This is a genomic window from Chitinophagales bacterium, assembly GCA_020636535.1.
GTDB lineage: Bacteria > Bacteroidota > Bacteroidia > Chitinophagales > JADIYW01 > JADJSS01.
This window is the reverse complement of the sequence record JACJXT010000013.1, coordinates 147,413-169,563: the sequence shown is the minus strand read 5'-3', so window position 1 is coordinate 169,563 and position 22,151 is coordinate 147,413. Positions and strand designations below refer to the sequence as shown.

23 protein-coding genes are annotated in these 22,151 nt (G+C 31.0%); 21 read left to right on the top strand and 2 right to left on the bottom strand.

All coding sequences use genetic code 11. The annotated features are described in order from the left end of the window. Positions 1-11: 11 nt before the first annotated feature. The 18 genes from H6553_12955 (at position 12) to H6553_12870 (ending at position 14,801) form a co-directional block, all read left to right on the top strand. Complete coding sequence (locus H6553_12955) at positions 12-1,181, top strand: 5-(carboxyamino)imidazole ribonucleotide synthase (GenBank protein ID MCB9034743.1); 1,170 nt, start codon at positions 12-14, stop codon at positions 1,179-1,181. Beyond that, the gene (gene purE / locus H6553_12950; GenBank protein ID MCB9034742.1) at positions 1,174-1,659 is read left to right on the top strand and encodes a 5-(carboxyamino)imidazole ribonucleotide mutase; all 486 of its coding nucleotides are present in this window, start codon (positions 1,174-1,176) and stop codon (positions 1,657-1,659) included. The genes H6553_12955 and purE overlap by 8 nt, the downstream gene beginning before the upstream one ends. A 54-nt stretch (positions 1,660-1,713) precedes the next feature. Beyond that, positions 1,714-2,040, top strand: a complete 327-nt coding sequence (locus H6553_12945; protein MCB9034741.1) for an iron-sulfur cluster assembly accessory protein — start codon at positions 1,714-1,716, stop codon at positions 2,038-2,040. 3 nt (positions 2,041-2,043) lie between these two features. After that, entirely contained in the window at positions 2,044-2,586 is a 543-nt protein-coding gene (locus H6553_12940; GenBank protein ID MCB9034740.1) for a DUF1697 domain-containing protein, read from the top strand. 198 nt (positions 2,587-2,784) lie between these two features. Then, complete coding sequence (locus tag H6553_12935; protein MCB9034739.1) at positions 2,785-4,650, top strand: alkaline phosphatase D family protein; 1,866 nt, start codon at positions 2,785-2,787, stop codon at positions 4,648-4,650. A 254-nt stretch (positions 4,651-4,904) separates the two neighbouring features. Next, positions 4,905-5,348 (top strand): 50S ribosomal protein L13, encoded by a 444-nt coding sequence (gene rplM / locus H6553_12930; GenBank protein MCB9034738.1) that lies wholly within the window; start codon positions 4,905-4,907, stop codon positions 5,346-5,348. 1 nt (position 5,349) lies between these two features. Further along, entirely contained in the window at positions 5,350-5,748 is a 399-nt protein-coding gene (gene rpsI, locus H6553_12925; GenBank protein ID MCB9034737.1) for a 30S ribosomal protein S9, read from the top strand. Positions 5,749-5,778: 30 nt separating this feature from the next. Beyond that, positions 5,779-6,537 carry a 30S ribosomal protein S2 gene (gene rpsB, locus H6553_12920; protein MCB9034736.1) on the top strand — a complete coding sequence of 253 codons (759 nt, stop codon included), beginning with the start codon at positions 5,779-5,781 and terminating at the stop codon, positions 6,535-6,537. Between the two features lie 27 nt (positions 6,538-6,564). Beyond that, positions 6,565-7,401, top strand: coding sequence for an elongation factor Ts (locus H6553_12915; protein MCB9034735.1), 837 nt, complete (start codon positions 6,565-6,567; stop codon positions 7,399-7,401). A 63-nt stretch (positions 7,402-7,464) separates the two neighbouring features. Next, positions 7,465-8,178 carry a UMP kinase gene (locus H6553_12910; GenBank protein MCB9034734.1) on the top strand — a complete coding sequence of 238 codons (714 nt, stop codon included), beginning with the start codon at positions 7,465-7,467 and terminating at the stop codon, positions 8,176-8,178. 12 nt (positions 8,179-8,190) lie between these two features. After that, complete coding sequence (locus H6553_12905) at positions 8,191-9,219, top strand: alkaline phosphatase family protein (GenBank protein MCB9034733.1); 1,029 nt, start codon at positions 8,191-8,193, stop codon at positions 9,217-9,219. A gap of 12 nt (positions 9,220-9,231) precedes the next feature. Continuing rightward, positions 9,232-9,783 (top strand): hypothetical protein, encoded by a 552-nt coding sequence (locus H6553_12900; protein MCB9034732.1) that lies wholly within the window; start codon positions 9,232-9,234, stop codon positions 9,781-9,783. A 243-nt stretch (positions 9,784-10,026) separates the two neighbouring features. Then, positions 10,027-11,640, top strand: a complete 1,614-nt coding sequence (locus H6553_12895) for a DNA polymerase/3'-5' exonuclease PolX (GenBank protein MCB9034731.1) — start codon at positions 10,027-10,029, stop codon at positions 11,638-11,640. A 24-nt stretch (positions 11,641-11,664) separates the two neighbouring features. Beyond that, positions 11,665-12,177, top strand: a complete 513-nt coding sequence (locus H6553_12890) for a DUF1573 domain-containing protein (GenBank protein MCB9034730.1) — start codon at positions 11,665-11,667, stop codon at positions 12,175-12,177. Between the two features lies 1 nt (position 12,178). Further along, complete coding sequence (locus H6553_12885) at positions 12,179-13,075, top strand: UbiA family prenyltransferase (protein ID MCB9034729.1); 897 nt, start codon at positions 12,179-12,181, stop codon at positions 13,073-13,075. Then, positions 13,072-13,509, top strand: a complete 438-nt coding sequence (gene ruvX, locus H6553_12880) for a Holliday junction resolvase RuvX (GenBank protein MCB9034728.1) — start codon at positions 13,072-13,074, stop codon at positions 13,507-13,509. Before H6553_12885 ends, ruvX begins: the two co-directional genes overlap by 4 nt. A 9-nt stretch (positions 13,510-13,518) precedes the next feature. Then, positions 13,519-14,073 carry a peptide deformylase gene (gene def / locus H6553_12875; GenBank protein MCB9034727.1) on the top strand — a complete coding sequence of 185 codons (555 nt, stop codon included), beginning with the start codon at positions 13,519-13,521 and terminating at the stop codon, positions 14,071-14,073. 95 nt (positions 14,074-14,168) lie between these two features. Beyond that, on the top strand, positions 14,169-14,801 hold the full coding sequence (locus tag H6553_12870; protein MCB9034726.1) for a hypothetical protein: 633 nt from the start codon (positions 14,169-14,171) through the stop codon (positions 14,799-14,801). A gap of 9 nt (positions 14,802-14,810) precedes the next feature. On the opposite strand, the gene H6553_12865 is transcribed toward H6553_12870, so the two are convergent. Both H6553_12865 and H6553_12860 read right to left on the bottom strand, forming a co-directional pair. After that, positions 14,811-15,707: a hypothetical protein gene (locus tag H6553_12865; protein ID MCB9034725.1), complete on the bottom strand. Its 897-nt coding sequence runs from the start codon at positions 15,705-15,707 to the stop codon at positions 14,811-14,813. Positions 15,708-15,729: 22 nt separating this feature from the next. Then, positions 15,730-19,413 carry a PD40 domain-containing protein gene (locus tag H6553_12860; protein ID MCB9034724.1) on the bottom strand — a complete coding sequence of 1,228 codons (3,684 nt, stop codon included), beginning with the start codon at positions 19,411-19,413 and terminating at the stop codon, positions 15,730-15,732. Between the two features lie 225 nt (positions 19,414-19,638). Here H6553_12860 and H6553_12855 point away from each other — a divergent pair, with 225 nt between their 5' ends. The 3 genes from H6553_12855 to H6553_12845 all read left to right on the top strand — a co-directional run bounded on the left by H6553_12855 (position 19,639) and on the right by H6553_12845 (position 22,109). Further along, positions 19,639-20,454 carry a KilA-N domain-containing protein gene (locus H6553_12855; protein MCB9034723.1) on the top strand — a complete coding sequence of 272 codons (816 nt, stop codon included), beginning with the start codon at positions 19,639-19,641 and terminating at the stop codon, positions 20,452-20,454. 130 nt (positions 20,455-20,584) lie between these two features. Further along, complete coding sequence (locus H6553_12850; protein MCB9034722.1) at positions 20,585-21,034, top strand: hypothetical protein; 450 nt, start codon at positions 20,585-20,587, stop codon at positions 21,032-21,034. A gap of 253 nt (positions 21,035-21,287) precedes the next feature. Then, entirely contained in the window at positions 21,288-22,109 is an 822-nt protein-coding gene (locus H6553_12845) for a ZIP family metal transporter (GenBank protein ID MCB9034721.1), read from the top strand. The last annotated feature ends 42 nt before the right edge of the window (positions 22,110-22,151 follow it).

The following is a 22,151-nucleotide window of genomic DNA, read 5'->3' as shown; positions in this document are numbered from 1 at the left end:
ACTTTTGCACCATGCAACAACTATTTCCTACAATTGGCATTATTGGTGGTGGTCAATTAGGTAAAATGTTATTAGAACAAACCATGCTTTGGCAAGTTCCAACAATTGTATTAGACCAAGATGCACATTGTTCAGCTGCACCATATGCTCACGAATTAATTATAGGAAGTATTACCGATGAAAATGCTATCGAAGTACTCGCCAATCAGTCTGATATTCTTACTTTCGAGATTGAGCATATCAATGTAAATAAGTTATTGTCATTGCATCAACAAGGAAAAAAAATAATTCCTTTTCCAAGCGTTTTAAATATCATTAAAGATAAATCCAAGCAAAAACAATTTTATAAAGAAAATAATATACCAACTGCACCTTTTGTAATAGTAGACAATAAACAAGCACTACTACAACATTTAGATTATCTACAACAACATCATCAAAAAGTAGCTGTAAAAACTTGTACTGGTGGTTACGATGGGAAAGGTGTTTTTATTACTTCTATCGATGCATTAAAATCTGATATTAATAGCATTCCGTTTGATGGTGCTTTAATGGTAGAATCTTTCGTCAATTATACTAAAGAGTTAGCTGTAATTGTAGCAAAAGATACGAAAGGCAATATCAAAACCTATCCTTGTATAGAAATGGAGTTTGATGAGCACAGTAATTTAGTTGCTTTTTTAGTTTCACCAGCAGATATTAATCCAACAATTGAGAAGAAAGCACAACAAATTGCACTACAAGCAGTACAAGCATTTGATAGTCCAGGTTTATTTGCCGTAGAACTTTTTTTAACAGATGATGATGACATACTTGTCAACGAAATTGCACCACGACCACATAATTCTGCTCATCATACCATCGAAGGTTTTTATACTTCGCAATACGAGCAACTCATTAGAATTTTGTTAGATATGCCTTTAGGCAATACCGAAATGATTATGCCATGTGCTATGATTAATATTGTAGGAACGAATAAAGGCAGTGGAGCATACCAATTAAAACATTGGGAAACACTCAATAGCATGACTGGCGTTTATGTACATTTGTACGGAAAACAAGAAAGTAAACCAAACAGAAAGTTAGGACACATTACGATAATTCATCCAGATAGAACAAAAGTTTTGGAATTAGCACAAAAAGTAAGAACTTTAACCGAAATAGAAATCATCAATGAATAAACCAGTAGCAATAATAATGGGTTCTGACAGCGACAATAGCGTTATGCGTGAAACTGCTCTACTTTTAGATGAATTGGGTATTGCTTACGATTATCGTATTATTTCTGCACACAGAACACCACAAGCTATGTACGATTTTGCTTCAACGGCTCATAAAAATGGTACAAAAGTCATTATTGCTGGTGCTGGTGGTGCTGCTCATTTACCAGGAATGGTTGCAGCAATTTCGCCATTACCTGTAATTGGTGTGCCTGTAAAATCAAGTAATTTAAGTGGCGTAGATTCTATTTTATCAATAGCACAAATGCCAGCAGGTGTTCCTGTAGCTACTGTAGCAATAAATGGTGCAAAAAATGCAGGCATATTAGCAGCACAAATTTTAGCTACGCATGATGTTACTCTACTTCAAAAAATAATAGCATACAAAGAACAGTTAAAACAAATGGTTGAAGATAAAAACAAAGACTTCAAACCATAATTGAACTTTTAGTAGCCAATTATTGTTTATAACCAAAAGAAAGATAAATAAGTTATGATTTTTATAAGCGACACAGCAAAGAAAAGAGTAGAACAAATTTGGCAACAAGACCAGTTGACTAGTGATTATTTTGTTCGTGTTTCTGTAAACAGTGGTGGTTGTAGTGGTTTATCGTATGATATGAAGTTTGACAATGAAAATAAAGTTGGCGACGAAATTTTTGAAGACAAAGGCATTAAGTTAGTAGTTGATGCAAAGAGCTTGTTATACTTATTAGGTACTACTTTAGATTTTTCTGAAGGATTAGATGGCAAAGGATTTTATTTTAACAATCCAAATGCTAGTAGAACTTGCTCTTGTGGCGAAAGTTTTAGTTTGTAATGTATGCAAACCTATATTTCAATTTTAAGAGGTATTAATGTAAGTGGACACAGAATTATTAAGATGGACGCATTAAAAAAAATGTGTGCTGACTTAAAATTTGAAAACATTAAAACTTATATACAAAGTGGAAATATTGTTTTTCAGGCAAACGAAAAAACAACTCAAGCTATAAGTGAAATTTTAAAAACTAATATTGAAAAAATATTTGGCTTTGATGTTCCTGTTATAACATTAACACAAACAGAGTTAGAAAAGATAGTTAACTCAAATCCTTTCTTAAATGATAAATCAAAAGATTTGGCATTCTTTCATATCACATTCTTATCAGAAAAACCAAAAACTGAATACACAGAACTACTAAAACAAATAAATTTAAAAAATGACCAATTTAAAATAATAGATAAAGCACTTTATTTATATTGTCCAGATAGTTACAGCAATTCTAAACTAACTAATAGTTTTATAGAAAGTAAATTAAAAGTAACAGCTACAACAAGAAATTGGAAAACAGTCAATCAACTCTTAAAAATGACAATGAATTAATTTCTAAGCATTAAAGGAATTTTATTTTATCTGAATGCAAGCAGAATATGCTCTTGTGGCGAAAGTTTTAGTTTGTAAGATTAACAAAAGCACATCATATTTCATTTCAAAGTTCAACTAATTTACACAAAAAATTAGCAGTAAGTATTTCTATAATTAATAACAATTAACTATTTTTAGTGATATAAATTTAGAAACATGAAATTTGTTATCATAACCTTAGTCAGTATTGTATTTTCATTTCAAATCATTCAAGCAGCAGAAAACACTAGCTTACCTTACTCTTTGCGTTCTGCTGTCGATGAATCTTTAGCTCCATTTTATCATGGTGTCGCTTCTGGCGATCCAACTCCAAATGCTGTAATTATATGGACAAGAGTAACTACAGAAGATTTGGCTGGAACTGTTAACGGAACTTGGCGAATGGCTACCGATACACTTTTTAATAATGTAGTACAATCTGGCACATTTACAACAGACAGTACAAGAGATTTTACAGTTAAAATAGATGTAACTGGTTTACAACCTTACTCGTGGTATTTCTATGAATTTATTGTTGATGGCAAACACTCTTTAACTGGACGAACTAAAACAGCACCAGTTGGTGGTGTTGACCAATTGCGATTTGCCTTTGTTTCTTGTTCTAATTATGTGTCTGGTTATTTTAATGGTTACGATAGAATTTGGGAAAGAAATGACATTGACGCAGTACTTCACTTAGGAGATTATATCTACGAAAACAACTCTGGCTATTTGTTTGATATTAGAACTGACCAAGAACCACAAAAAGAAATCATTACACTCGAAGATTATCGTTTAAGACATTCTACTTATAAACTAGATAAATCGTTGATGCGTTTACACCAACAGTTTCCTTTTATTTGTGTTTGGGACGACCATGAAACAACCAACAATTCCTATACTACAGGTGCCGATAATCATACGCCATCTACCGAAGGATCTTGGGATGTAAGAAAACATGCTGCTCAAGTAGCTTACGATGAATGGATTCCAATTCGCTATCCAGAAAGTGATGATATCAATAAGATATGGCGTAAAAAATCATATGGCGATTTGGCTGATGTTTTTATGTTAGATACTCGATTGTATGATAGAGATAAACAGAATAGCGATTTAATTAATGATACTTCTAGACATTTACTAGGTCCAGAACAATTAAATTGGTTAAAAAATGAACTCATTAACTCTACTGCTACATGGAAAATCTTAGCACAACAGGTAATGATGGGACAGTTAAATCCGTTTGGCATTGTATTAAACGACGACCAATGGGATGGCTATCAAGCAGAAAGAAAAAGACTGTATGATATAATACTAGATAATAACATACAAAATGTTATTGTATTAACTGGTGATATTCATACTGCTTGGGCAATGGATTTACCATATAATCAAAATAACTATAATAAAAATACAGGACAAGGTTCCGTAGCCGTAGAATTTGTTACTACAAGTATTAGTTCTCCAGCATCTCCAATTCCATTACCACCAGTATATCAAATCATCAAAACTATTTTGCCACATATTAAATATGTAGACTTAAGTAAAAAAGGATATGGTTTATTAAACTTAGAACCTACGCAAGCACAAGCAGACTTTTATTCTGTTCCAAGAGTAGATCAACTAAATCCAAATCAAAGATGGGAAGCTGGTTATTATACAGACATTGGTACAAGATGGATAAGAAGAGATACCGTACCAACTCAACAAATTGCACCAAAAATGTACTATGCTCCTTTTACACCATTACAAGAAGTTAATACTGGTATTAAACCAAACAACAATGACTTTATTGTGTTGAGTATATATCCAAATCCTGTACAAAATGACTTGTTTATTCAATACAATTTAAAACAATCAACAGATGTAAATTTATTGGTTTACGATATAGGCGGCAAGCAAGTCATCAATAAAAATTTAGGATATAATTCTGCTGGCTTACATAATATTCAAGTAGATTTAGACCACTTAGCCAATGGTGCATACAAAGTAGTTTTACAAAGCAAAGATGGATTTATAGAAAAAACAGTTGAAAAAATGTAATTCTTTCGTATATTTATTATAACAAACCTATTATTTTAATTTGTAGGCAACAAATCTAAATATTTTATCTTTTGAAGAAGTATTTTAGCTGAATTTCTTATCATTTTTCTGCTTAATAAAAATTTAACACCAAAATTAAACTGATTATCAATAGGTTACAAAGGTGTAATTTTTATTTTCTATTAAAACAGATAAATATTCAAAATTAAAAGAGTACTTTTGCAGTCCAAAAATTAATATTAAAATTTTTTAGAGTGAAAGCATTAAGTTATAAAACAAAAACGGTTACGCCAAGAGAAGTACAACAAAAATGGTACTTGGTAGATGCCGAAAACAAAACAGTAGGTAGACTAAGCTCTGAGATTGCTAAAATCTTACAAGGAAAAAACAAACCTTCTTACACACCTAATATCGATACTGGCGATTTCGTTGTAGTTATCAATGCAGAAAAAGTAAAATTTACTGGTAATAAACTATACGACAAAAAATATATTCGTCATACAGGGTATCCAGGCGGACAAAGAGAAATGACTCCAAAAGAAGCATTAGACAAAAAACCAACTTTTATTTTAGAAAATGCAATTAAACATATGTTGCCTAGTACAAAATTAGGAAGAGCAATGTATAAAAAATTAAGTGTATATGCAGGTAGCGAACATCCACATGCAGCACAAAATCCTCAACCATTAAACATATAACATGGCAAATAAAGTAAATTTAATCAACGGCTTAGGCAGAAGAAAAAATGCTATTGCAAGAGTTTATCTTCAAACAGGTAATGGTAAAGTTACCATCAACGGTAAAGATATCGAAGACTATATCAATTTAAAATTCTTAAGAGATAGAGCTTTAAGACCTTTAGCAGTTACAGAACAAGATGGCAAATACGACATCTTAGTAAATGTAAAAGGTGGTGGTATCAAAGGACAAGCAGAAGCTATTTCTTTAGGTATCTCAAGAGCATTAATAAAAATTGATGAAGAATTAAAACCTGCTCTTAAAGCCGAAAAATTAACCACTCGTGATCCAAGAATGGTTGAAAGAAAGAAATTTGGTCAGAAAAAAGCGAGAAAAAGCTTTCAATTTAGTAAAAGATAATATTAATCCATCATTCAAAAAAATTATAGAATGTCTAAAATATCTCAACAAGAACTATTGGATGCAGGTGTACACTTCGGTCACCTTAAAAAGAAATGGAATCCAAAAATGTTACCTTATATTTTCATGGAGAAAAAAGGTATTCACATTATAGACTTAAATAGAACACAAGAAAAATTAGAAGAAGCTGGTGCTGCACTTAAATCAATTGCAAAATCTGGTAGAAAAATTTTATTTGTGGCTACAAAAAAACAAGCTAAAGATATTGTAGCTCAAGCAGCACAAGAAATCAATATGCCTTTTGTTACCGAAAGATGGTTGGGTGGTATGCTAACAAACTTTGTTACTATCAGAAAATCTATCAAGAAAAAACAAAACATAGAAAAAATGTTGTCTGATGGTAATGTAACCAACATCACTAAAAAAGAAAGATTAATACTTTCTCGTCAACAACAAAAATTAGACAAAGTGTTAGGTGGTATCGAAAACTTACCAAGAACTCCAGCTGCTTTGTTTATGGTAGATATCAATCACGAGCATATTGCACTAGCAGAAGCTAAAAAATTAGGTTTAAGAACTTTTGCAATGGTAGATACAAATGCAGATCCAAACTTAGTAGACTTTCCAATTCCTGCTAACGACGATGCTACAAAATCTATTAAAGTAATTACGCAATACATCGTAGATCAAATTAAAGACGGTTTAGCAGAAAGAAAAAAAGATAAAGATGCAATGCAATCAGCTCAAGAAGAAAAAGCTAAACCAGAAGAAACAAAAACAGAAGAATAATTTTAATCAAAACAAAAAAATATCATCATGTCAGTTACAATAACAGCAGCAGATGTAAATAAATTAAGACAAGAAACAGGTGCAGGTTTAATGGACTGCAAAAAAGCTTTAGTAGAAACAAACGGAAATTTTGAAGAAGCTATAGACTACCTTAGAAAAAAAGGTGCTAAAATTGCAGCTAACAGAGCAGAAAGAGAAGCTAACGAAGGTGTAGTAGTAGCAATTACTACTGAAGATGGAAAATTTGGTGTAGCAGTAAACTTAAGTAGCGAAACAGATTTCGTTGCTAAAAACGAAGACTTCATCAACTTAGCAAAATCTATTGCAGATGTAGCTTTAAACAACAGAATTAAATCGGTAGAAGCATTAAACGAACAACAATTAGATGGCGTAACTATCAAAGATAAATTGCTAGATACTGTTGCTAAGATTGGCGAGAAAATCGAAGTAAAAAAATACGAATTCATGGAAGGCGAAGGCATCGTTCCTTATATTCACATGGGTTACAGAATGGGTGTTTTAGTAGAGTTAAACAAAGCGTTAAACGATGCTAACACTGCTGTAGGTAAAGATGTAGCAATGCAAATTGCGGCTATGGCTCCAATCGCTGTAGATGCATCTGGTGTGTCTGATGAAATGAAAGACAGAGAAAGACAAATTGCATTAGAAAAAGCAAAAGAAGAAGGTAAACCAGAGCAAATTTTAGATAAAATTGCTGATGGTGCTGTAGCTAAAATGTTGAAAGAAGCTACATTACTAACGCAGCCATTTGTTAAGAACAACAAGCAAACGGTTGATGAATATGTAAAGTCGGAAGATAAAGATTTGGCTATCGTAGATTTTAAACGAGTTACTTTAGCGTAATAAATTTTAAAGAGAGCTTTTTTAGCTCTCTTTTTTTTTGCTATTTTTATAAAACCAAAAAAAATGACACAACAACCAATCAAAAGAATTTTACTTAAACTTAGTGGCGAAGCACTAATGGGCGAAAAAGGTCATGGCATCAATCCAGAAACTTTAAACCAATTTGCCGATGAAATTGTAAGCGTTATCAAAGCAGGTTATCAAGTCGGAATTGTTGTTGGTGGTGGCAACATTTTTCGTGGTTTACAAGCAGACAGCATTGGCATAGAAAGAGCTCAAGGCGATTATATGGGAATGTTGGCTACAGTTATCAATGGTATGGCATTACAAGGTGCTTTAGAAGCTAAAGGCATTTACACTCGACTAATGTCTGCACTTGATGTATCTCAAGTATGCGAACAATATATTAGAAGAAGAGCCATTCGTCATCTCGAAAAAGGAAGATGTATTATTATTGTAGCAGGAACTGGTAATCCATTTTTCACTACAGATACAGCAGCTGCACTTAGAGCCAACGAAATAGAAGCCGATGTCATTTTAAAAGGCACTAATGTAGATGGTGTATATTCTGCCGATCCAAAAAAAGATCCAAATGCAATAAAATACGAAAAAGTTTCTTTTGATGAAGTCATGCAGAAAAACATCAGAGTAATGGACCAAACAGCTTTTGCTTTGTGTAAAGAAAATAATATGCCAATCATCGTTTTTGATATTCATACAAGAGGCAATATATTAAGAGTTTTACAAGGCGAAAATATTGGTACCTTTATCAACTAAAATAACAATACAATGAAAAAATTACTCATCATCTTATCTGTAGCAATGCTATGGTCATGTTCAAAAGACAAAAGCTATGAAGAACCTTACGAAGAACAAGTCAGTAAAATTGCGTTTGGCTCTTGTTCTAATCAAATAGGAGATAAAGGAATTTTTAATACCATTGTCGATAAAAATCCAGACTTGTATATTTCTATGGGTGATGCAGTTTATGCCGACAATCCTTTAAATGCAGATTATGGAGAATGGTTTGATTTACAGTATAATTTATTAGCAGCAGATGCGGCGTTTAAAAATCTAAGAAGAAATGTACCTATGATTGCAACTTGGGACGACCATGATTATGGTACAAATAATGCTGGAAGAGAATTTCCTTATAAATATGTTGCTAAAAATAAATTTGTACAATTTTGGCAAGTACCAAGTAGTCAAGATATATACGGACACAATGGTGTTTTTTCTACTTATAATTATGGCGATGAAGCACATCGAGTACAAGTAATTTTATTAGATACTAGATGGTTTAAAGATTTTATTGGTGGCGAACCAATACAACCTACACTAGATAGTGCTAAAGGATTACTAGGTGAAGAACAATGGACTTGGCTAGAAAATGAGCTAAAGAAACCAGCTAAAATTAGAATTATTGGCTCTAGTACACAACTTTGTATCGAAGCAAATGGCTGGGAATCTTGGGCAAACTATCCAATAGAACTGGATAGATTTTTTAGCTTGATTAGAAAAACGCAAGCCAATGGTGTATTTGTTATTAGTGGCGATGTACACTATGCAGAATTAAGTATGCGTCAACCAACAGGCAATTATCCAATTTACGATTTAACTTCTAGTGGATTAACGCATACAGAAAATAGTTTAGCTACAAATAGTTATAGAATTGGTGATGGATTTAATGACTTAAACTTTGGAATGATAAACATCAATTGGAATGCTAGTCCAATAGAAATTAGTTTAGAAATTTATGACAAAGCAGGTACACAACAAATCCAAAAAACAATCAACTTAAACGAAATTAGTTTCTAAGTATCTATTAAAATGAAAATTACACATATAGGATTTATTGTGTTATTGCTTACAACCGCTTGTTCTACACAAAAGCAATTACAAAAAACAAGCAATATAAAAACCAACTTACAAGTTGAAGCAATAAATCTAAGTGAAAACTTTACTACACTAGCTTCGCAAAACGACGAAGTCTTTATTATTGTACTACAAGGCAACAAAGACAGTGCTACCGTAATTCATAAAACATATACTATTTTCGACTATAACAAATCTTCTTACGAAACAGTACTTGCATTAAAAAAGTTCAATAATGACGATATGCTTGCAGTAGTACTAATTGAAGAAGATACAGGCATAAGTTTAGACGCAATTTCTAAGAAAGTTAGCAATAATTTTGCAGCACTACAATCTGCCTATCAAAATAAAGATTACGCATCAACCTATGATATTTTAGCAGATGATGATTTACTAGGAATAGCAATATTTACCAAAAAAGAGTTACTACAAAAAAATGGTACATTACTTAGCATCAAAGGCAGTCGCTTATTAGACAAATACAATTACAGCGTTCACCTACAATAATGATATATTCGTGATTTGCCATTAGATCAATAATCACTTGTTTTTCATATATTGAGCGATAGTGAAATATCTCATTATACTGTCGTCATGCTCTGAGCAAAGCAAAAGCATCTCCAACACTTACTGAACTCGTTTCAGCATCTACTTAGCAAACAAACCAAAACGGTCAACCTATTTCAGGGACGGACAACTACTAACCAATGACTAATTCCAAATGACTAATAAATAACTTATCTTTATTGCATGGATAATAGAAGCATTGCACAACACTTCGATTTGTTGGCAAAACTAATGGAATTACACGACGAAAATCCTTTTAAATACAAAAGTTACAACTTTGCGGCTCGACATATAAAAAACATAGCAACGCCTTTGCAAAATCTAAATATCAATGAATTAGAACAAATAGAAGGCATTGGAAAAGCAATTGCAGCCAAAATTTTTCATTTATGTCAAACTGGTCACTTAGATTTACTAGACAAATATTTACAAGTTACGCCAAGTGGTGTCGTAGATTTGTTGGCAATAAAAGGCATTGGTCCAAAAAAGATTCGTTTGCTTTGGCAAGATTTAGAAATTGAAAGCATAGGCGAATTGTATTATGCTTGTAAAGAAAATCGTTTAATTACGCTAAAAGGATTTGGTGCTAAAACACAACAAAATATCTTAGAACAAATAGAGTTTCTACAACAAAATGCCAACTCGTTTTTATATGTTACTTTAGAAAATTTAGCGTTGGAGATTATTGAAGAACTACAAACCGAATACAGTTTTCCAATTCAACTTTGTGGCAACATCAGACGATTATTTCCTATTCTAGAACAGATTGATATTTTAATAGCTACAACAAATAATGATATTCAATCTACTATAAAAAACAAATATCAACAATATCCAATTCAACTTCATTTTTGTTCTGAAGATAATTTTACATTTGAATTATTTAAACTTTCATCTGATGAAAGTCACTTCAATAAAGTTAAGGAACAACTCAATAGCAAAACAGATTTTGAAAGTGAACAACAGATTTATGAAACTGCAAAACTACCATTCATTATTCCAGCACTAAGAGATAATCATTTAGAATGGAAATTAATAGAAAATAATCATATAGATAAAATAATTAAATTTTCAGACATCAAAGGTGTAGTACACAATCATAGTAAATACAGCGATGGTAGTAATACCATTACAGAAATGGCTCAAGCATGTATTGACTTAAATTATGAGTATTTAGTAATGTCTGATCATAGTCAGAGTGCTTTTTATGCTAATGGATTAAAAGAAAATGATATCATCAAACAACATCAAGAAATAGATAAACTCAATCAAAATATTTCTCCATTTAAAATATTTAAAAGTATTGAAAGTGATATTTTATACGATGGAAGATTAGATTATCCTAACGAAATTTTAGCTCAGTTCGATTTAATCATCGCATCGGTTCACAGTCAACTCAATATGCAAGAAGACAAAGCCATGGAACGGCTTATCAAAGCGATTGAAAATCCATACACTACAATTCTTGGTCACATGACTGGTAGATTGTTGTTGAGTAGAAAAGGATATCCAGTCAATCACAAAAAAATTATAGATGCTTGTGCTGCTAATAGAGTAGTAATTGAAATTAATGCCAATCCACATCGTTTAGATATTGATTATACTTGGATAGATTACTGCATGGAAAAAGGTGTTTGGATAAGTATCAATCCAGATGCACACAACATTAATGGCATAAAAGACATTCGCTATGGTGTAAATGTAGCTCAAAAAGGTGCTTTACTCAAAGAGATGACACTCAATGCGTTAAATTTACCAAAATTTGAAGCTTGGTTAAAAGAAAATAAAAAGTGGTAGCGTATATTTGTGAAAAATAATTGAATGAAATATTTAACCTTATTCGTAATTGTACTACTCTCGTTTACAGCTTGTAATTCAAAAGAAAAAGCAGAACAAAGAGAAAGAGAGCAAAAGTATAAAGCAATGAAAGAAGATTATCAAAGGAAATTTGATTCTACTGTAAAAGCTCAAGCATTCGATTCTTCAAGTCCATATTTTGTAGATACTGTTAACCAAAAAATTACTTCAATTAAATTTGAACAAGAAATATATAATTTTGGAAAAATGATTGAAGGCGATACATTAAAAGATATTATGATTTATACCAACACAGGTAAATATCCTTTAATTATTAAAAATGCTTGGGGAAGTTGTGGCTGTACACAACCAGAGTTTTCTACTGAACCATTAGCACCAGGAAAATCAGATACTATTGTAGTTGGATTTAATTCTAAAAATAAAGTAGGCAATAATACCAAATCTATTATGATTGATGCCAATACCAATCCACGAATTACTACAGTACAATTTAGTGTAAAAGTGAAAGCCAAGTAATTTGAAAAACTATTTAAGCTTAGTCAAATTTTCGCATACCATTTTTGCAATGCCATTTGCAATGATTGGTTTTACTTTAGGTTTATATTATAGTATAATATATGATCCTACTATTAGAGAGAATTCAAACAGTTATTATCTATTAAAGTTTATATTAGTACTTGTTTGTATGATTACTGCTCGCAATGCAGCGATGGCTTTTAATCGTTGGGCAGACAGACAACAAGATGCACTTAATCCTAGAACAGCGATTAGAGAAATTCCTAGTGGCATCATCAGCGAAAAAAATGCATTGGTATTTGTAGTAATTAACTGTGTTGTTTTTATTATAAGTACATTTTTTATTAATAGATTATGTTTTTATTTATCGCCAATTGCTTTGTTGGTAGTTTTAGGATATAGCTATACCAAAAGATTTTCGTTTTTGTGTCATTTAATTTTAGGTATTGGATTGGGTTTAGCTCCAGTTGGAGCTTTTGTTGCAGTAACAGGAAAATTTGGAATAGTTCCAGTACTATTAGGAATTGTAGTAATGCTTTGGGTAAGTGGCTTTGATATTATTTATAGTTTACAAGACGAACAGTTTGATAAAGACAATAATTTCTTTTCTATTCCTGCGAAGTTTGGCTATCAAAATGCAGTGTCTATATCAGTAATTTTACACATATTTGTAATTGGATTATTAGTTTTTATTGGTGTGTTTGGTAATTTTGGTTTGCTCTATTGGATAGGAACTGTTGTCTTTGCTTGTCTGTTAATTTATCAACATGTTGTAGTACAAAAATTTGGATTGGAAAGAATTAATCTAGCATTTTTTACTTTAAACGGATTGGCAAGCATTTTATTTGGCATGTTAGTCATTACAGATATTATTATGAAATTGACATTGATACGATGAGTAAAATTGTAGCAATAGATTATGGTAAAAAAAGAGTTGGCTTTGCAATTTCAGACGAAACCTTAACTTTTGCATTTGGCTTATCTACACAAGAAAATAAAAATGCATTACAATATATTATTAATCTTATAGAAAAAGAAAAAATAGAAACTATTATTATAGGTTATCCTAAGAATTTAAATAATGAACTCATGGATTTAACCAAAGCCATAGATGTTTTCATTAAACAAATCCAACAAAAATATAGTAGCATTACTATAGAAAAATTAGATGAACGCTTTACTAGCAAACTCGCTTTTCAGTCGATGATTGATAGTGGACTCAAAAAAAAACAACGACAAAACAAAGCATTAGTCGATGAAATAAGTGCTACGATTTTATTGCAAGATTATATTACGCAATTAGCGTTCAGAAAAAAACAAAACAATTCGTAATTTTGTAGTATGATTTTGCCAATTATAGTATACGGACATCCAACTTTAATTAAAGAAACGGAAGATATTGATAAAGACTATCCCAATCTTCAAGAACTAATTAACAATATGTGGCAGACAATGTACAATGCAAGTGGCGTTGGTTTAGCTGCACCACAAGTCAACCAATCTATTCGTTTGTTTTTGGTAGATACTGTACAAATGCAAGATAAAAAAGATGCCAATTTTAAAGGCATTAAAAAAGTATTTATCAATGCAACTTTAATAGAAGAAAATGGTAAAGTATGGAAATACGAAGAAGGTTGCTTAAGTATTCCAGGTTTTAGAGAGAATGTAGAACGAAAACCCAATATTAAAATTCATTATTTTGATGAAAATTTTAATGAGTTTGAAGAAGAATATGATGGCATTAACGCAAGAGTGATACAACACGAGTATGACCATGTTGATGGTATTTTATTTACCGACAGACTGAAACCATTAACGAAAAAACTAGCACAAAAGAAATTAGAAAAAATAAGAAAAGGCATTTTCGAAGCAGATTATAAAACTAAGGTGTATTAGTTGTTTGTATTAAACAACAATCAGCTTAATTTATTTTCTAAACAAAAAATAAATACTTATATTTGATTTATCTATTTTTTATTAATGATGGATAAATGCTAAAAGAAACATTCATAGAATTACTTACCAATTACACAGACAATAATAGTCTGATAAATGAACTATGGACAGAAGTTGAAAAGAATTATTCTAACAAAAAAAGGTATTATCATACGCTACAACATCTTGACAATCTCTTAGAAAATCTAAGCAAAGTAAAACAAGCAATACAAAATTGGAATGGTATTTTATTTACATTATACTATCACGATATTATTTACAACGCACTAAAATCTAACAACGAAGAAAAAAGTGCAGCACTTGCCGAAAAAAGAATGCAACAACTTGCTGTTGATGATAATACCATAGTTCTTTGCAAACAACAAATATTAGCAACTAAATCACACATAAAGTCAAGCAACAACGATACGAATTATTTTACAGATGCAGATCTTTCTGTATTAGGTCAACCTTGGGAAGTTTATGAAATGTATTATCAAAATGTAAGAAAAGAGTATGCTATTTATCCTGATTTTGTTTATTATTCAGGACGCAAAAAAGTTTTAAATCATTTTTTGTCAATGGACAGTATATTTAAAACTGACTTCTTTTATCATCATTTCGAAAAACAAGCAAAGCAAAATATACAAAAAGAAATAGCATTTCTTAATTCATATTATACTATATAATAATACTTATCATTCTGCTACCATCTTCCACACTTTCTCACAGATTTGATAAGTAAGATGTGCTATTAGATAGTTGCCTTTATTTATATTTTTGATTTCGTTAAAATTACTTTCATGCAATAGTAATAGTTGTGTATTTTTTGCCATTCGTTTTCCAAAATTATTGTCTTGATGTGGCGTTACGATTAAGTGATTGCACTGTCCAATAATAGCACTCATCGCTTGTGTCGTATTGTACAATAAATATTTATTTTCATCATTTATTACAGTAGGTAAAACCGTTTGTGCTATAATAATTGGTGTTGAATTTTGATGCAACTTAGACCATAACCATCGAAATGCATTTAAACTAGCAATTGCTAAAAGATAGTGTTGTGGAATTGGAAACAAAACGACATTACTTTTGGTTGTAGTACTTTGCATAAGTAAATCTGCTAGTAAGTAAGTAGTAAATTTATGTGTTTGTTTTGCTTGAATAATTGATTTTTTATTATCAATATTTGAATTTAAAAAATAAATTGGTGCTATATTTATAATTATATCTTTCGATAATATTTTAATTTGTTCCGCTGAAAAATCTTTATGCCGTAAATCAAAAACAATTGAGTTAATTCCATTATTTAAACTATCCAAAGCATCTTGATTAGCTAGTGCAATATTATTTTCGTCAACAATAATTTTTTCGGTAATTAACCAATCTGTATTTTCTTTTTGTGGAATATTGAGTTGATATTGCAATGAATTTTCATAAGTATAAAATGGTTCAATTATAATATTATCATCAATAGATGAAATCAAAGTATTATAATTTTCACCTTTTAATTGTTTATCAATAAGTGCTTTCCAATCTTCGGCTGTAGCATTTTCAAAATCAGCTAAAATATTTTCTAAGTTCCATTCTTGCATAGTGTAAAGATACTAAGCAAAATTATTTATTGTCTACACTTAAGATTTTAATTTCCACTCTTTGATTTTTTGGATTGCCAGCATCTGCAATTAAATAGCGTTTTCCGTAACCAACCGAAGTTAATTTATCAGCAGTAATACCTTTTTTTATTAAGTATTGCATTACTTCATTGGCTCTATCACCAGATAGTTTATTACAGAAATCAGCATCACACAAACCATTGGTATGTCCGCCAACTTCAATTTTTATATTTTTATGCGACTGTAAAAATGCTACCAATTTATCTAATTCTGGATACGATTTTGTTTGAATAAACGCAGCATCTGCTGTAAAATAAATACTACTCATTACAGCAATTGCACCAACTTCTATAGGCACATCAAAAATTTCGTAGCGTTTTACTTCTTGAGCTGCTTTAATCGCATCTGCTTGTTCTTGCTTTAGTTTATTGATATTGGCACTCAGTGTATTAACTTCTGATTGTTGTTGTTTTTTTAATTGCTCTAGTAAATATTTATCTTTTTCTATTTGTTCTTTTTCAGCAGCCAACTTATCTTTCTCTGCTTTCATTTTTGCTAATAAATCGTCCATTTGTTTTTTCTCTGCTTCTAATTGAGCTTTCTCTGCACTCAATTGTTCATTGGTATTATTCAAATTTTTATTTTCATTATTTATTTTATCTTTTTCTGTTTGCAAACTATTGATGTCATTTTCCAAATCTTGTTTGCTTTCATTGAGTGTATTTAAAGTATTGTTTAATTTATTATTCAATTTATCTTGTTCTTGCTGCAAAGCTTCTAATTGTGCTTTCTGTTTAGCCAAATCATCTGGATTTACCGTTGGTTGTTCTTTTACTACTTGATTGTTGTGAACCAATTTTGGTGCTTCTACTTCATTAGTAGAAATAGTATTATTTGTTGTTGGTGTATTTGTAGTAACAATATTGGTAGGCGTTTGATTTTCTTTAATCTGATTTTTTATAGCATCTAATTGATTACTCAACTGCTGTACTTCATCTGTTGTAGTCGTACTTTGCTTTAGTGGTAAATTTTGATTAGGTGTATTGTTTGATTCTACATTTGCCAAAGTAGTTGATGTTGGTTGATTATTAGTATTGCCTATAGCATTCATTTTATCTTGAATGGCTTTCAATTTATCTTCGTACTTGTCTAAATTTATTTTGCTAGATGGTTCAACCGAAGCCGTTGTTGTTACAGTACTTGGTGCATATTTAATGTTTGGATTGTTGTTATCTACTTCTATTTGTGATGCTTTTTTAGGTTTATTTCCAGAAGTTGCATTTTGTTGTTGCTGATTTTTTAGTGCATCAATCTTCGCTTGCATTTCATCATAATCATTACCAAATTTATCTTCTTGTTTTTCTTTTAAAGGTGCATTTTGTTGTTGATAATATGGATTATTATACGATTCTGTTGCTGGCAACTTAGTACTCTGTTGCACTGGTTGATTTAAGTCTTGTAGCTTTTGGTTTTGTGCTTGTGTACTATTATTTGGACTATTATACACTGGCGTCGTTGGATTATTGTAATCTTTTGGCTGAGTATATTCACTATAAGAAGAAGTTGTAGTACTTGTTGGTGTACTGAGTTTAGCTTGCTCTTGCTGTTTTTTCAACTCATCTAATTTTTGTTGATATGGATCTATATACGACTGAGTTTTGAGTGGTGCATTATTTGTTGTAGGTGTTGTTTGATTAATATCAACCTGATTAACTTCTATATTATTAGGTGTTGTTGGTGTATTACTTATTGTTGGATTATTTAAAACTGGATCAACTGTTTTAGGTTTCACCTTAGGCGAACTATTTAAATTATCAAATACTTTTTTATTATAATCGTTATTTTCTACTGCAGGAATATCTTTAAAATCATCTACTTTATAATTGTTTTCTTTAGGAACTTCCATTGTAGCAGAAGGTGGTAGTGTACTATTATTTTTAATTACTTCTGTAGGTTGATGATTGGTAACTGATGCTGGAAGTGTACTATTGCTTTTTACAACTTCTGGTTGCGTAGTTGTAGTAGGTGTACTTTTTACTTGTTGTTGTTGATTTTTTAGTGCTTCTAACTTTTGTTGTAAATCAGCCACTGCGTCATTGTTTGTCGTAGTAGGTTTTGGTGTAGTTGTAGTAGCTACTGGATTGTTGTTTACTGGTACATTCGTAGTAGTAGGTGTATTTACGACTGTAGGTGTTGGTACATTTTGTTGTTGATTTTTTAGTGCTGCCAATTTATCATCTAATGAATTTGTAGTTGGTGTAGTTTTTAAAGGCGTATTGTTTACTACTAATTCGTTTACAAAAACTGGTTCTGGTTTTGCTTCTTTAGGCAGTTTCATTCTATACAAATCATTCAAACCAAAATACGATTTACCACTAGAAAAATAAGCATACTCACCATCAGATGTAATGGTATAATATATGTCCATTTCTGGTGTATTTATTTTTGATCCTAAATTAAGTGGTGTGCTCCAATTCGTCCAAGAATTGTCTAGTCGTTTGGTTACAAACATATCATAATCGCCATAACCTTGATGACCTGTAGAAGCAAAATACATTGTTCTACCATCAGCAGCTAAAAAGACACTACCTTCTGCACCAACAGTATTAATTATTGGTCCTAAATTTTTAGGTTCACTCCAACTACCATCGCTATATTTCAAAGAAACATATAAATCTAAATCGCCGTATGAGTCACTTCTTTGTACAGCCATTAAAATTACTTTTTCATCTAAACTTACATGATAATGTGCAAACTCATTTAAATTGCCAATATTTGGAATAGGAATTAATTTTGGTTCAGACCATGAACCATTGGTTTGCTTGGTACTCAATGATAAACCTTCGCCACCTTTTTTTCTATATCTGTTGGCTAAGTACAATCGCTGATTGTCTGAACTGATATAGCATACAAAATTATTTTTTAAAGTATTTAATGGAGCTCCAATATTTTCTGCTTTGCTAAACTTTCCATTAGGTAATTTTTTAGCATAGTAGATGTCATCTTTTTCATCATCATCAATAAATTTTCTAGCAAAATAAAGCGTAGAGTTATCTGGCGAAATCAAAGGTAAATGATCGTAATAAGAAGAATTAATAAATGGTCCTAAATTCTCTGGATTAGAAACAGTTTCACTATAAAATAATTCGTTTATTTTTAACTTAACTGGTTGTGTACCAGATGAAATCCCAATACAATCAATTTGTTGCATGTTGCCAACTTTTTTGGTATTGAGTATGAGTTTTAATTTATCTACATTTCTAGTATAAGGAACTTTATAAGGAATAAGTGTTTCTCCATAGTTATTTTTATAGGTTAACTCTTTATTCTTGTACACCGAATAACTTTTTCCATCTGTATCGTATAAAATAATTTCTTGCACAGCACCAGCATTAAAAGTTTCGCCAATAATTACTTGTTGTACATCTTGTGGTGTAGCAAAACCAACCGTAATATGCTCTTTGCCTTCAGTGCTTCCTTTTGGTGCCCAAGCCAAACCAGAAACTTTTACAGACATCGTATTAGGCACACCAAGTACTTGCGTTGCTTTGTAGCGAGTAGTATTTTCTGGCATGTCTTTAGTCCATTCACTAGAAAAATTAATTAATTGAGATGCCCATTGTACTTGTTGACTAAAGCCGAAATAGGCACAAAAAGTTAGAATAACAACTAAAAATTGTTTCATAAACAGCAAATTAACACATTAATATAGTTTATTCTAACAATAACTGTTCCATATTTTTAAGTGCTTTTGATTTTTTAACATAAAAGGATAGTTGCATAAAAAGATAATGGCTTCTTTTAATTCTACAAAAAAGATATTAATACCTAACTCTAATAAATATCAAAGACAAATAAGTAGATTAATTACATAATTAAATTTTGTAAATTTGTTGCAGTAGTATTTAATATGGCAAAAAAGAAGAAAATAGAAGTTGAAGGCAAAGAAATAAGTATAATTTTTGAAAATGAACAAGAATATATTTCATTAACAGATATGCTTAAAGCCAAAGATGGAGAATTCTTTATTTCAGACTGGCTTCGTAATAGAAACACTGTTGAATATCTTGGAATTTGGGAAAGTGTTTATAATCCAAATTTTAATTATGGCGAATTTGCCATAATTAAAAGTCAAGCTGGTTTAAATAATTATAAGCTAAGTGTTAAAGATTGGACTGAAAAAACAAATGCTATTGGATTAAAAGCAACGACAGGAAGATACGGCGGAACTTATGCTCATAAAGATATTGCCTTTGAATTTGGTATGTGGATTAGTCCGCAGTTTAAAATATACTTAATTAAAGAATTTCAAAGACTAAAAAGTGAAGAAAACGACAGACTTCAACTTGAGTGGAATTTACAAAGAACCTTAGCTAAAGTAAATTATCAAATTCATACAGATGCAATTAAGGCAAATCTTATTCCACCAGAAATTACTAAACAACAAATTAGTTGTGTTTATGCAAACGAAGCTGATTTATTAAATGTTGCTCTTTTTGGAACAACTGCTAAAGACTGGAGAAAAAATAACATCGATAAAAAAGGAAATATCAGAGATTTTGCAACCTTAGAACAGCTAGTTGTTTTGAGTAATTTAGAAAGCATCAATGCACTACTTATTCAACAAGGATTATCTCAAAATGAACGATTAATAGAACTCAATAAAGTTGCCATTACACAAATGAAGTCGCTTTTAGAAAGCAGTAGTCTAAAAAAGCTAAAATAAGACACTCAGTAATAATTTCTTCATTAGTAGCTATTTACATCTAAATTGTCATTAAAAAAGTGTAGCTTTATTGCTAGTTAATTTCAATAATTATTGATATGTTTCAAAAGCAAATAAAAACACACAACAAATGGACTTAGTATTAGGTAGTAAAATTGGCATCTTATTCAGTGGTATTTTTTTACTGATTGGCATGATAACTGGAGCTTGGAAATATTGGGAAATAAGGCATTCTAGTGAATTTAAAGCACACGATTATGTAGATATTGCACATAGAGCAGCTTTAATGTACGCACCAGCATGTTTAATTTTAGCAGTAATGGCTACCTTTTCTATTTGGTCAGAGCAATTAAGTTGTATTTTAGTTGTTGGCAATATATTTTTCTTTGTTTCGGCAGTTATAAGCTATACTTTTCACGGAATATTAAAAGACACCAACAATCAATTTAAACTACCACATAAAATTGGAAATATCAATTTGCCACCAATATTAATGACACTATTCATGTTTTCATTAGTTATAGTAGAAATAGGATGTACTTTTGTACTAGTAATCGGCACAATGAAATATTTGTTTTGAAGTACAATATTATTCTATTTAACTTGTTGTTTATTTAGAAAAAAATCGTTATGTTTTCGTCATTCCGTAATTTCGAAGCATGAGAAATATACAAAATATATTATAATATAATATATTTCATGATAGATTCCTGATAAATTTCTCCGTTACTCTACGAAATTTTCAAGAATGACGCCCAAATGCACAACAGACTACTATAATTACAAATTATTATACCACTTGATTCTTCCAATAAAACTACTACTTTTGTAGTATGACTACTATCATACATTTTTTTGAATCACTAAATCCAATTATAGCTGCTTTACTAGCCACTACATTTACTTGGTTGGTAACTGCTTTAGGTGCAAGCTTAGTATTCTTCTTTAAAAAAATGAATAGAGCTGTACTAGATGGAATGCTTGGTTTTACTGGTGGTGTTATGGTGGCTGCTAGTTTTTGGAGTTTGCTAGCTCCAGCTATAGCAATGAGTGCTGGCGAAGGATTTAAAAAAGTAATGCCCTCTGCTATTGGTTTTTTACTAGGAGCTTTATTCCTTTTTATGCTCGATAAAATTTTACCACATTTACACATCAACTTTAAAGAAAATGAAGCGGAAGGTGTTAAAACCAAATGGCACAAAACAACGCTATTGGTTTTAGCTATTACACTACACAATATTCCAGAAGGTTTAGCAGTAGGTGTTTTATTTGGTGGTGTTGCCGCAGGAATTGAAGGTGCTACTATTGCTGGTGCTGTTGCTTTGGCTATAGGTATTGGACTACAAAATTTTCCAGAAGGTATTGCAGTAAGTATGCCTTTGCGTAGACAAGGTTTAAGTAGAACTAAAAGTTTTTGGTACGGACAACTTTCTGCTATTGTAGAGCCAATGGCTGGTTTTTTTGGTGCTTGGGGAGTGTTACAATTTCAGCCAATTTTACCATACGCTTTGGCTTTTGCTGCTGGTGCCATGATTTTTGTAGTAGTAGAAGAAGTAATTCCAGAAACACAATTAGACAAGTACACTGATATTGCTACACTTGGTTTTATACTTGGTTTTATTGTCATGATGACTTTAGATGTTGCCTTAGGTTAATTTCACACATTTACTTATTGTAATTCATAATTTGGTATTAAT

Excerpts from the sequence above, each read along its gene's own strand:
- H6553_12955 (MCB9034743.1), top strand. The coding sequence starts at position 12 with ATGCAACAACTATTTCCTACAATTGGCATTATTGGTGGTGGTCAATTA.
- purE (MCB9034742.1), top strand. The coding sequence starts at position 1,174 with ATGAATAAACCAGTAGCAATAATAATGGGTTCTGACAGCGACAATAGC.
- H6553_12945 (MCB9034741.1), top strand. The coding sequence starts at position 1,714 with ATGATTTTTATAAGCGACACAGCAAAGAAAAGAGTAGAACAAATTTGG.
- H6553_12940 (MCB9034740.1), top strand. The coding sequence starts at position 2,044 with ATGCAAACCTATATTTCAATTTTAAGAGGTATTAATGTAAGTGGACAC.
- H6553_12935 (MCB9034739.1), top strand. The coding sequence starts at position 2,785 with ATGAAATTTGTTATCATAACCTTAGTCAGTATTGTATTTTCATTTCAA.
- rpsI (MCB9034737.1), top strand. The coding sequence starts at position 5,350 with ATGGCAAATAAAGTAAATTTAATCAACGGCTTAGGCAGAAGAAAAAAT.
- rpsB (MCB9034736.1), top strand. The coding sequence starts at position 5,779 with ATGTCTAAAATATCTCAACAAGAACTATTGGATGCAGGTGTACACTTC.
- H6553_12915 (MCB9034735.1), top strand. The coding sequence starts at position 6,565 with ATGTCAGTTACAATAACAGCAGCAGATGTAAATAAATTAAGACAAGAA.
- H6553_12910 (MCB9034734.1), top strand. The coding sequence starts at position 7,465 with ATGACACAACAACCAATCAAAAGAATTTTACTTAAACTTAGTGGCGAA.
- H6553_12905 (MCB9034733.1), top strand. The coding sequence starts at position 8,191 with ATGAAAAAATTACTCATCATCTTATCTGTAGCAATGCTATGGTCATGT.
- H6553_12900 (MCB9034732.1), top strand. The coding sequence starts at position 9,232 with ATGAAAATTACACATATAGGATTTATTGTGTTATTGCTTACAACCGCT.
- H6553_12895 (MCB9034731.1), top strand. The coding sequence starts at position 10,027 with ATGGATAATAGAAGCATTGCACAACACTTCGATTTGTTGGCAAAACTA.
- H6553_12890 (MCB9034730.1), top strand. The coding sequence starts at position 11,665 with ATGAAATATTTAACCTTATTCGTAATTGTACTACTCTCGTTTACAGCT.
- ruvX (MCB9034728.1), top strand. The coding sequence starts at position 13,072 with ATGAGTAAAATTGTAGCAATAGATTATGGTAAAAAAAGAGTTGGCTTT.
- def (MCB9034727.1), top strand. The coding sequence starts at position 13,519 with ATGATTTTGCCAATTATAGTATACGGACATCCAACTTTAATTAAAGAA.
- H6553_12870 (MCB9034726.1), top strand. The coding sequence starts at position 14,169 with ATGCTAAAAGAAACATTCATAGAATTACTTACCAATTACACAGACAAT.
- H6553_12865 (MCB9034725.1), bottom strand. The coding sequence starts at position 15,707 with ATGCAAGAATGGAACTTAGAAAATATTTTAGCTGATTTTGAAAATGCT.
- H6553_12860 (MCB9034724.1), bottom strand. The coding sequence starts at position 19,413 with ATGAAACAATTTTTAGTTGTTATTCTAACTTTTTGTGCCTATTTCGGC.
- H6553_12855 (MCB9034723.1), top strand. The coding sequence starts at position 19,639 with ATGGCAAAAAAGAAGAAAATAGAAGTTGAAGGCAAAGAAATAAGTATA.
- H6553_12850 (MCB9034722.1), top strand. The coding sequence starts at position 20,585 with ATGGACTTAGTATTAGGTAGTAAAATTGGCATCTTATTCAGTGGTATT.
- H6553_12845 (MCB9034721.1), top strand. The coding sequence starts at position 21,288 with ATGACTACTATCATACATTTTTTTGAATCACTAAATCCAATTATAGCT.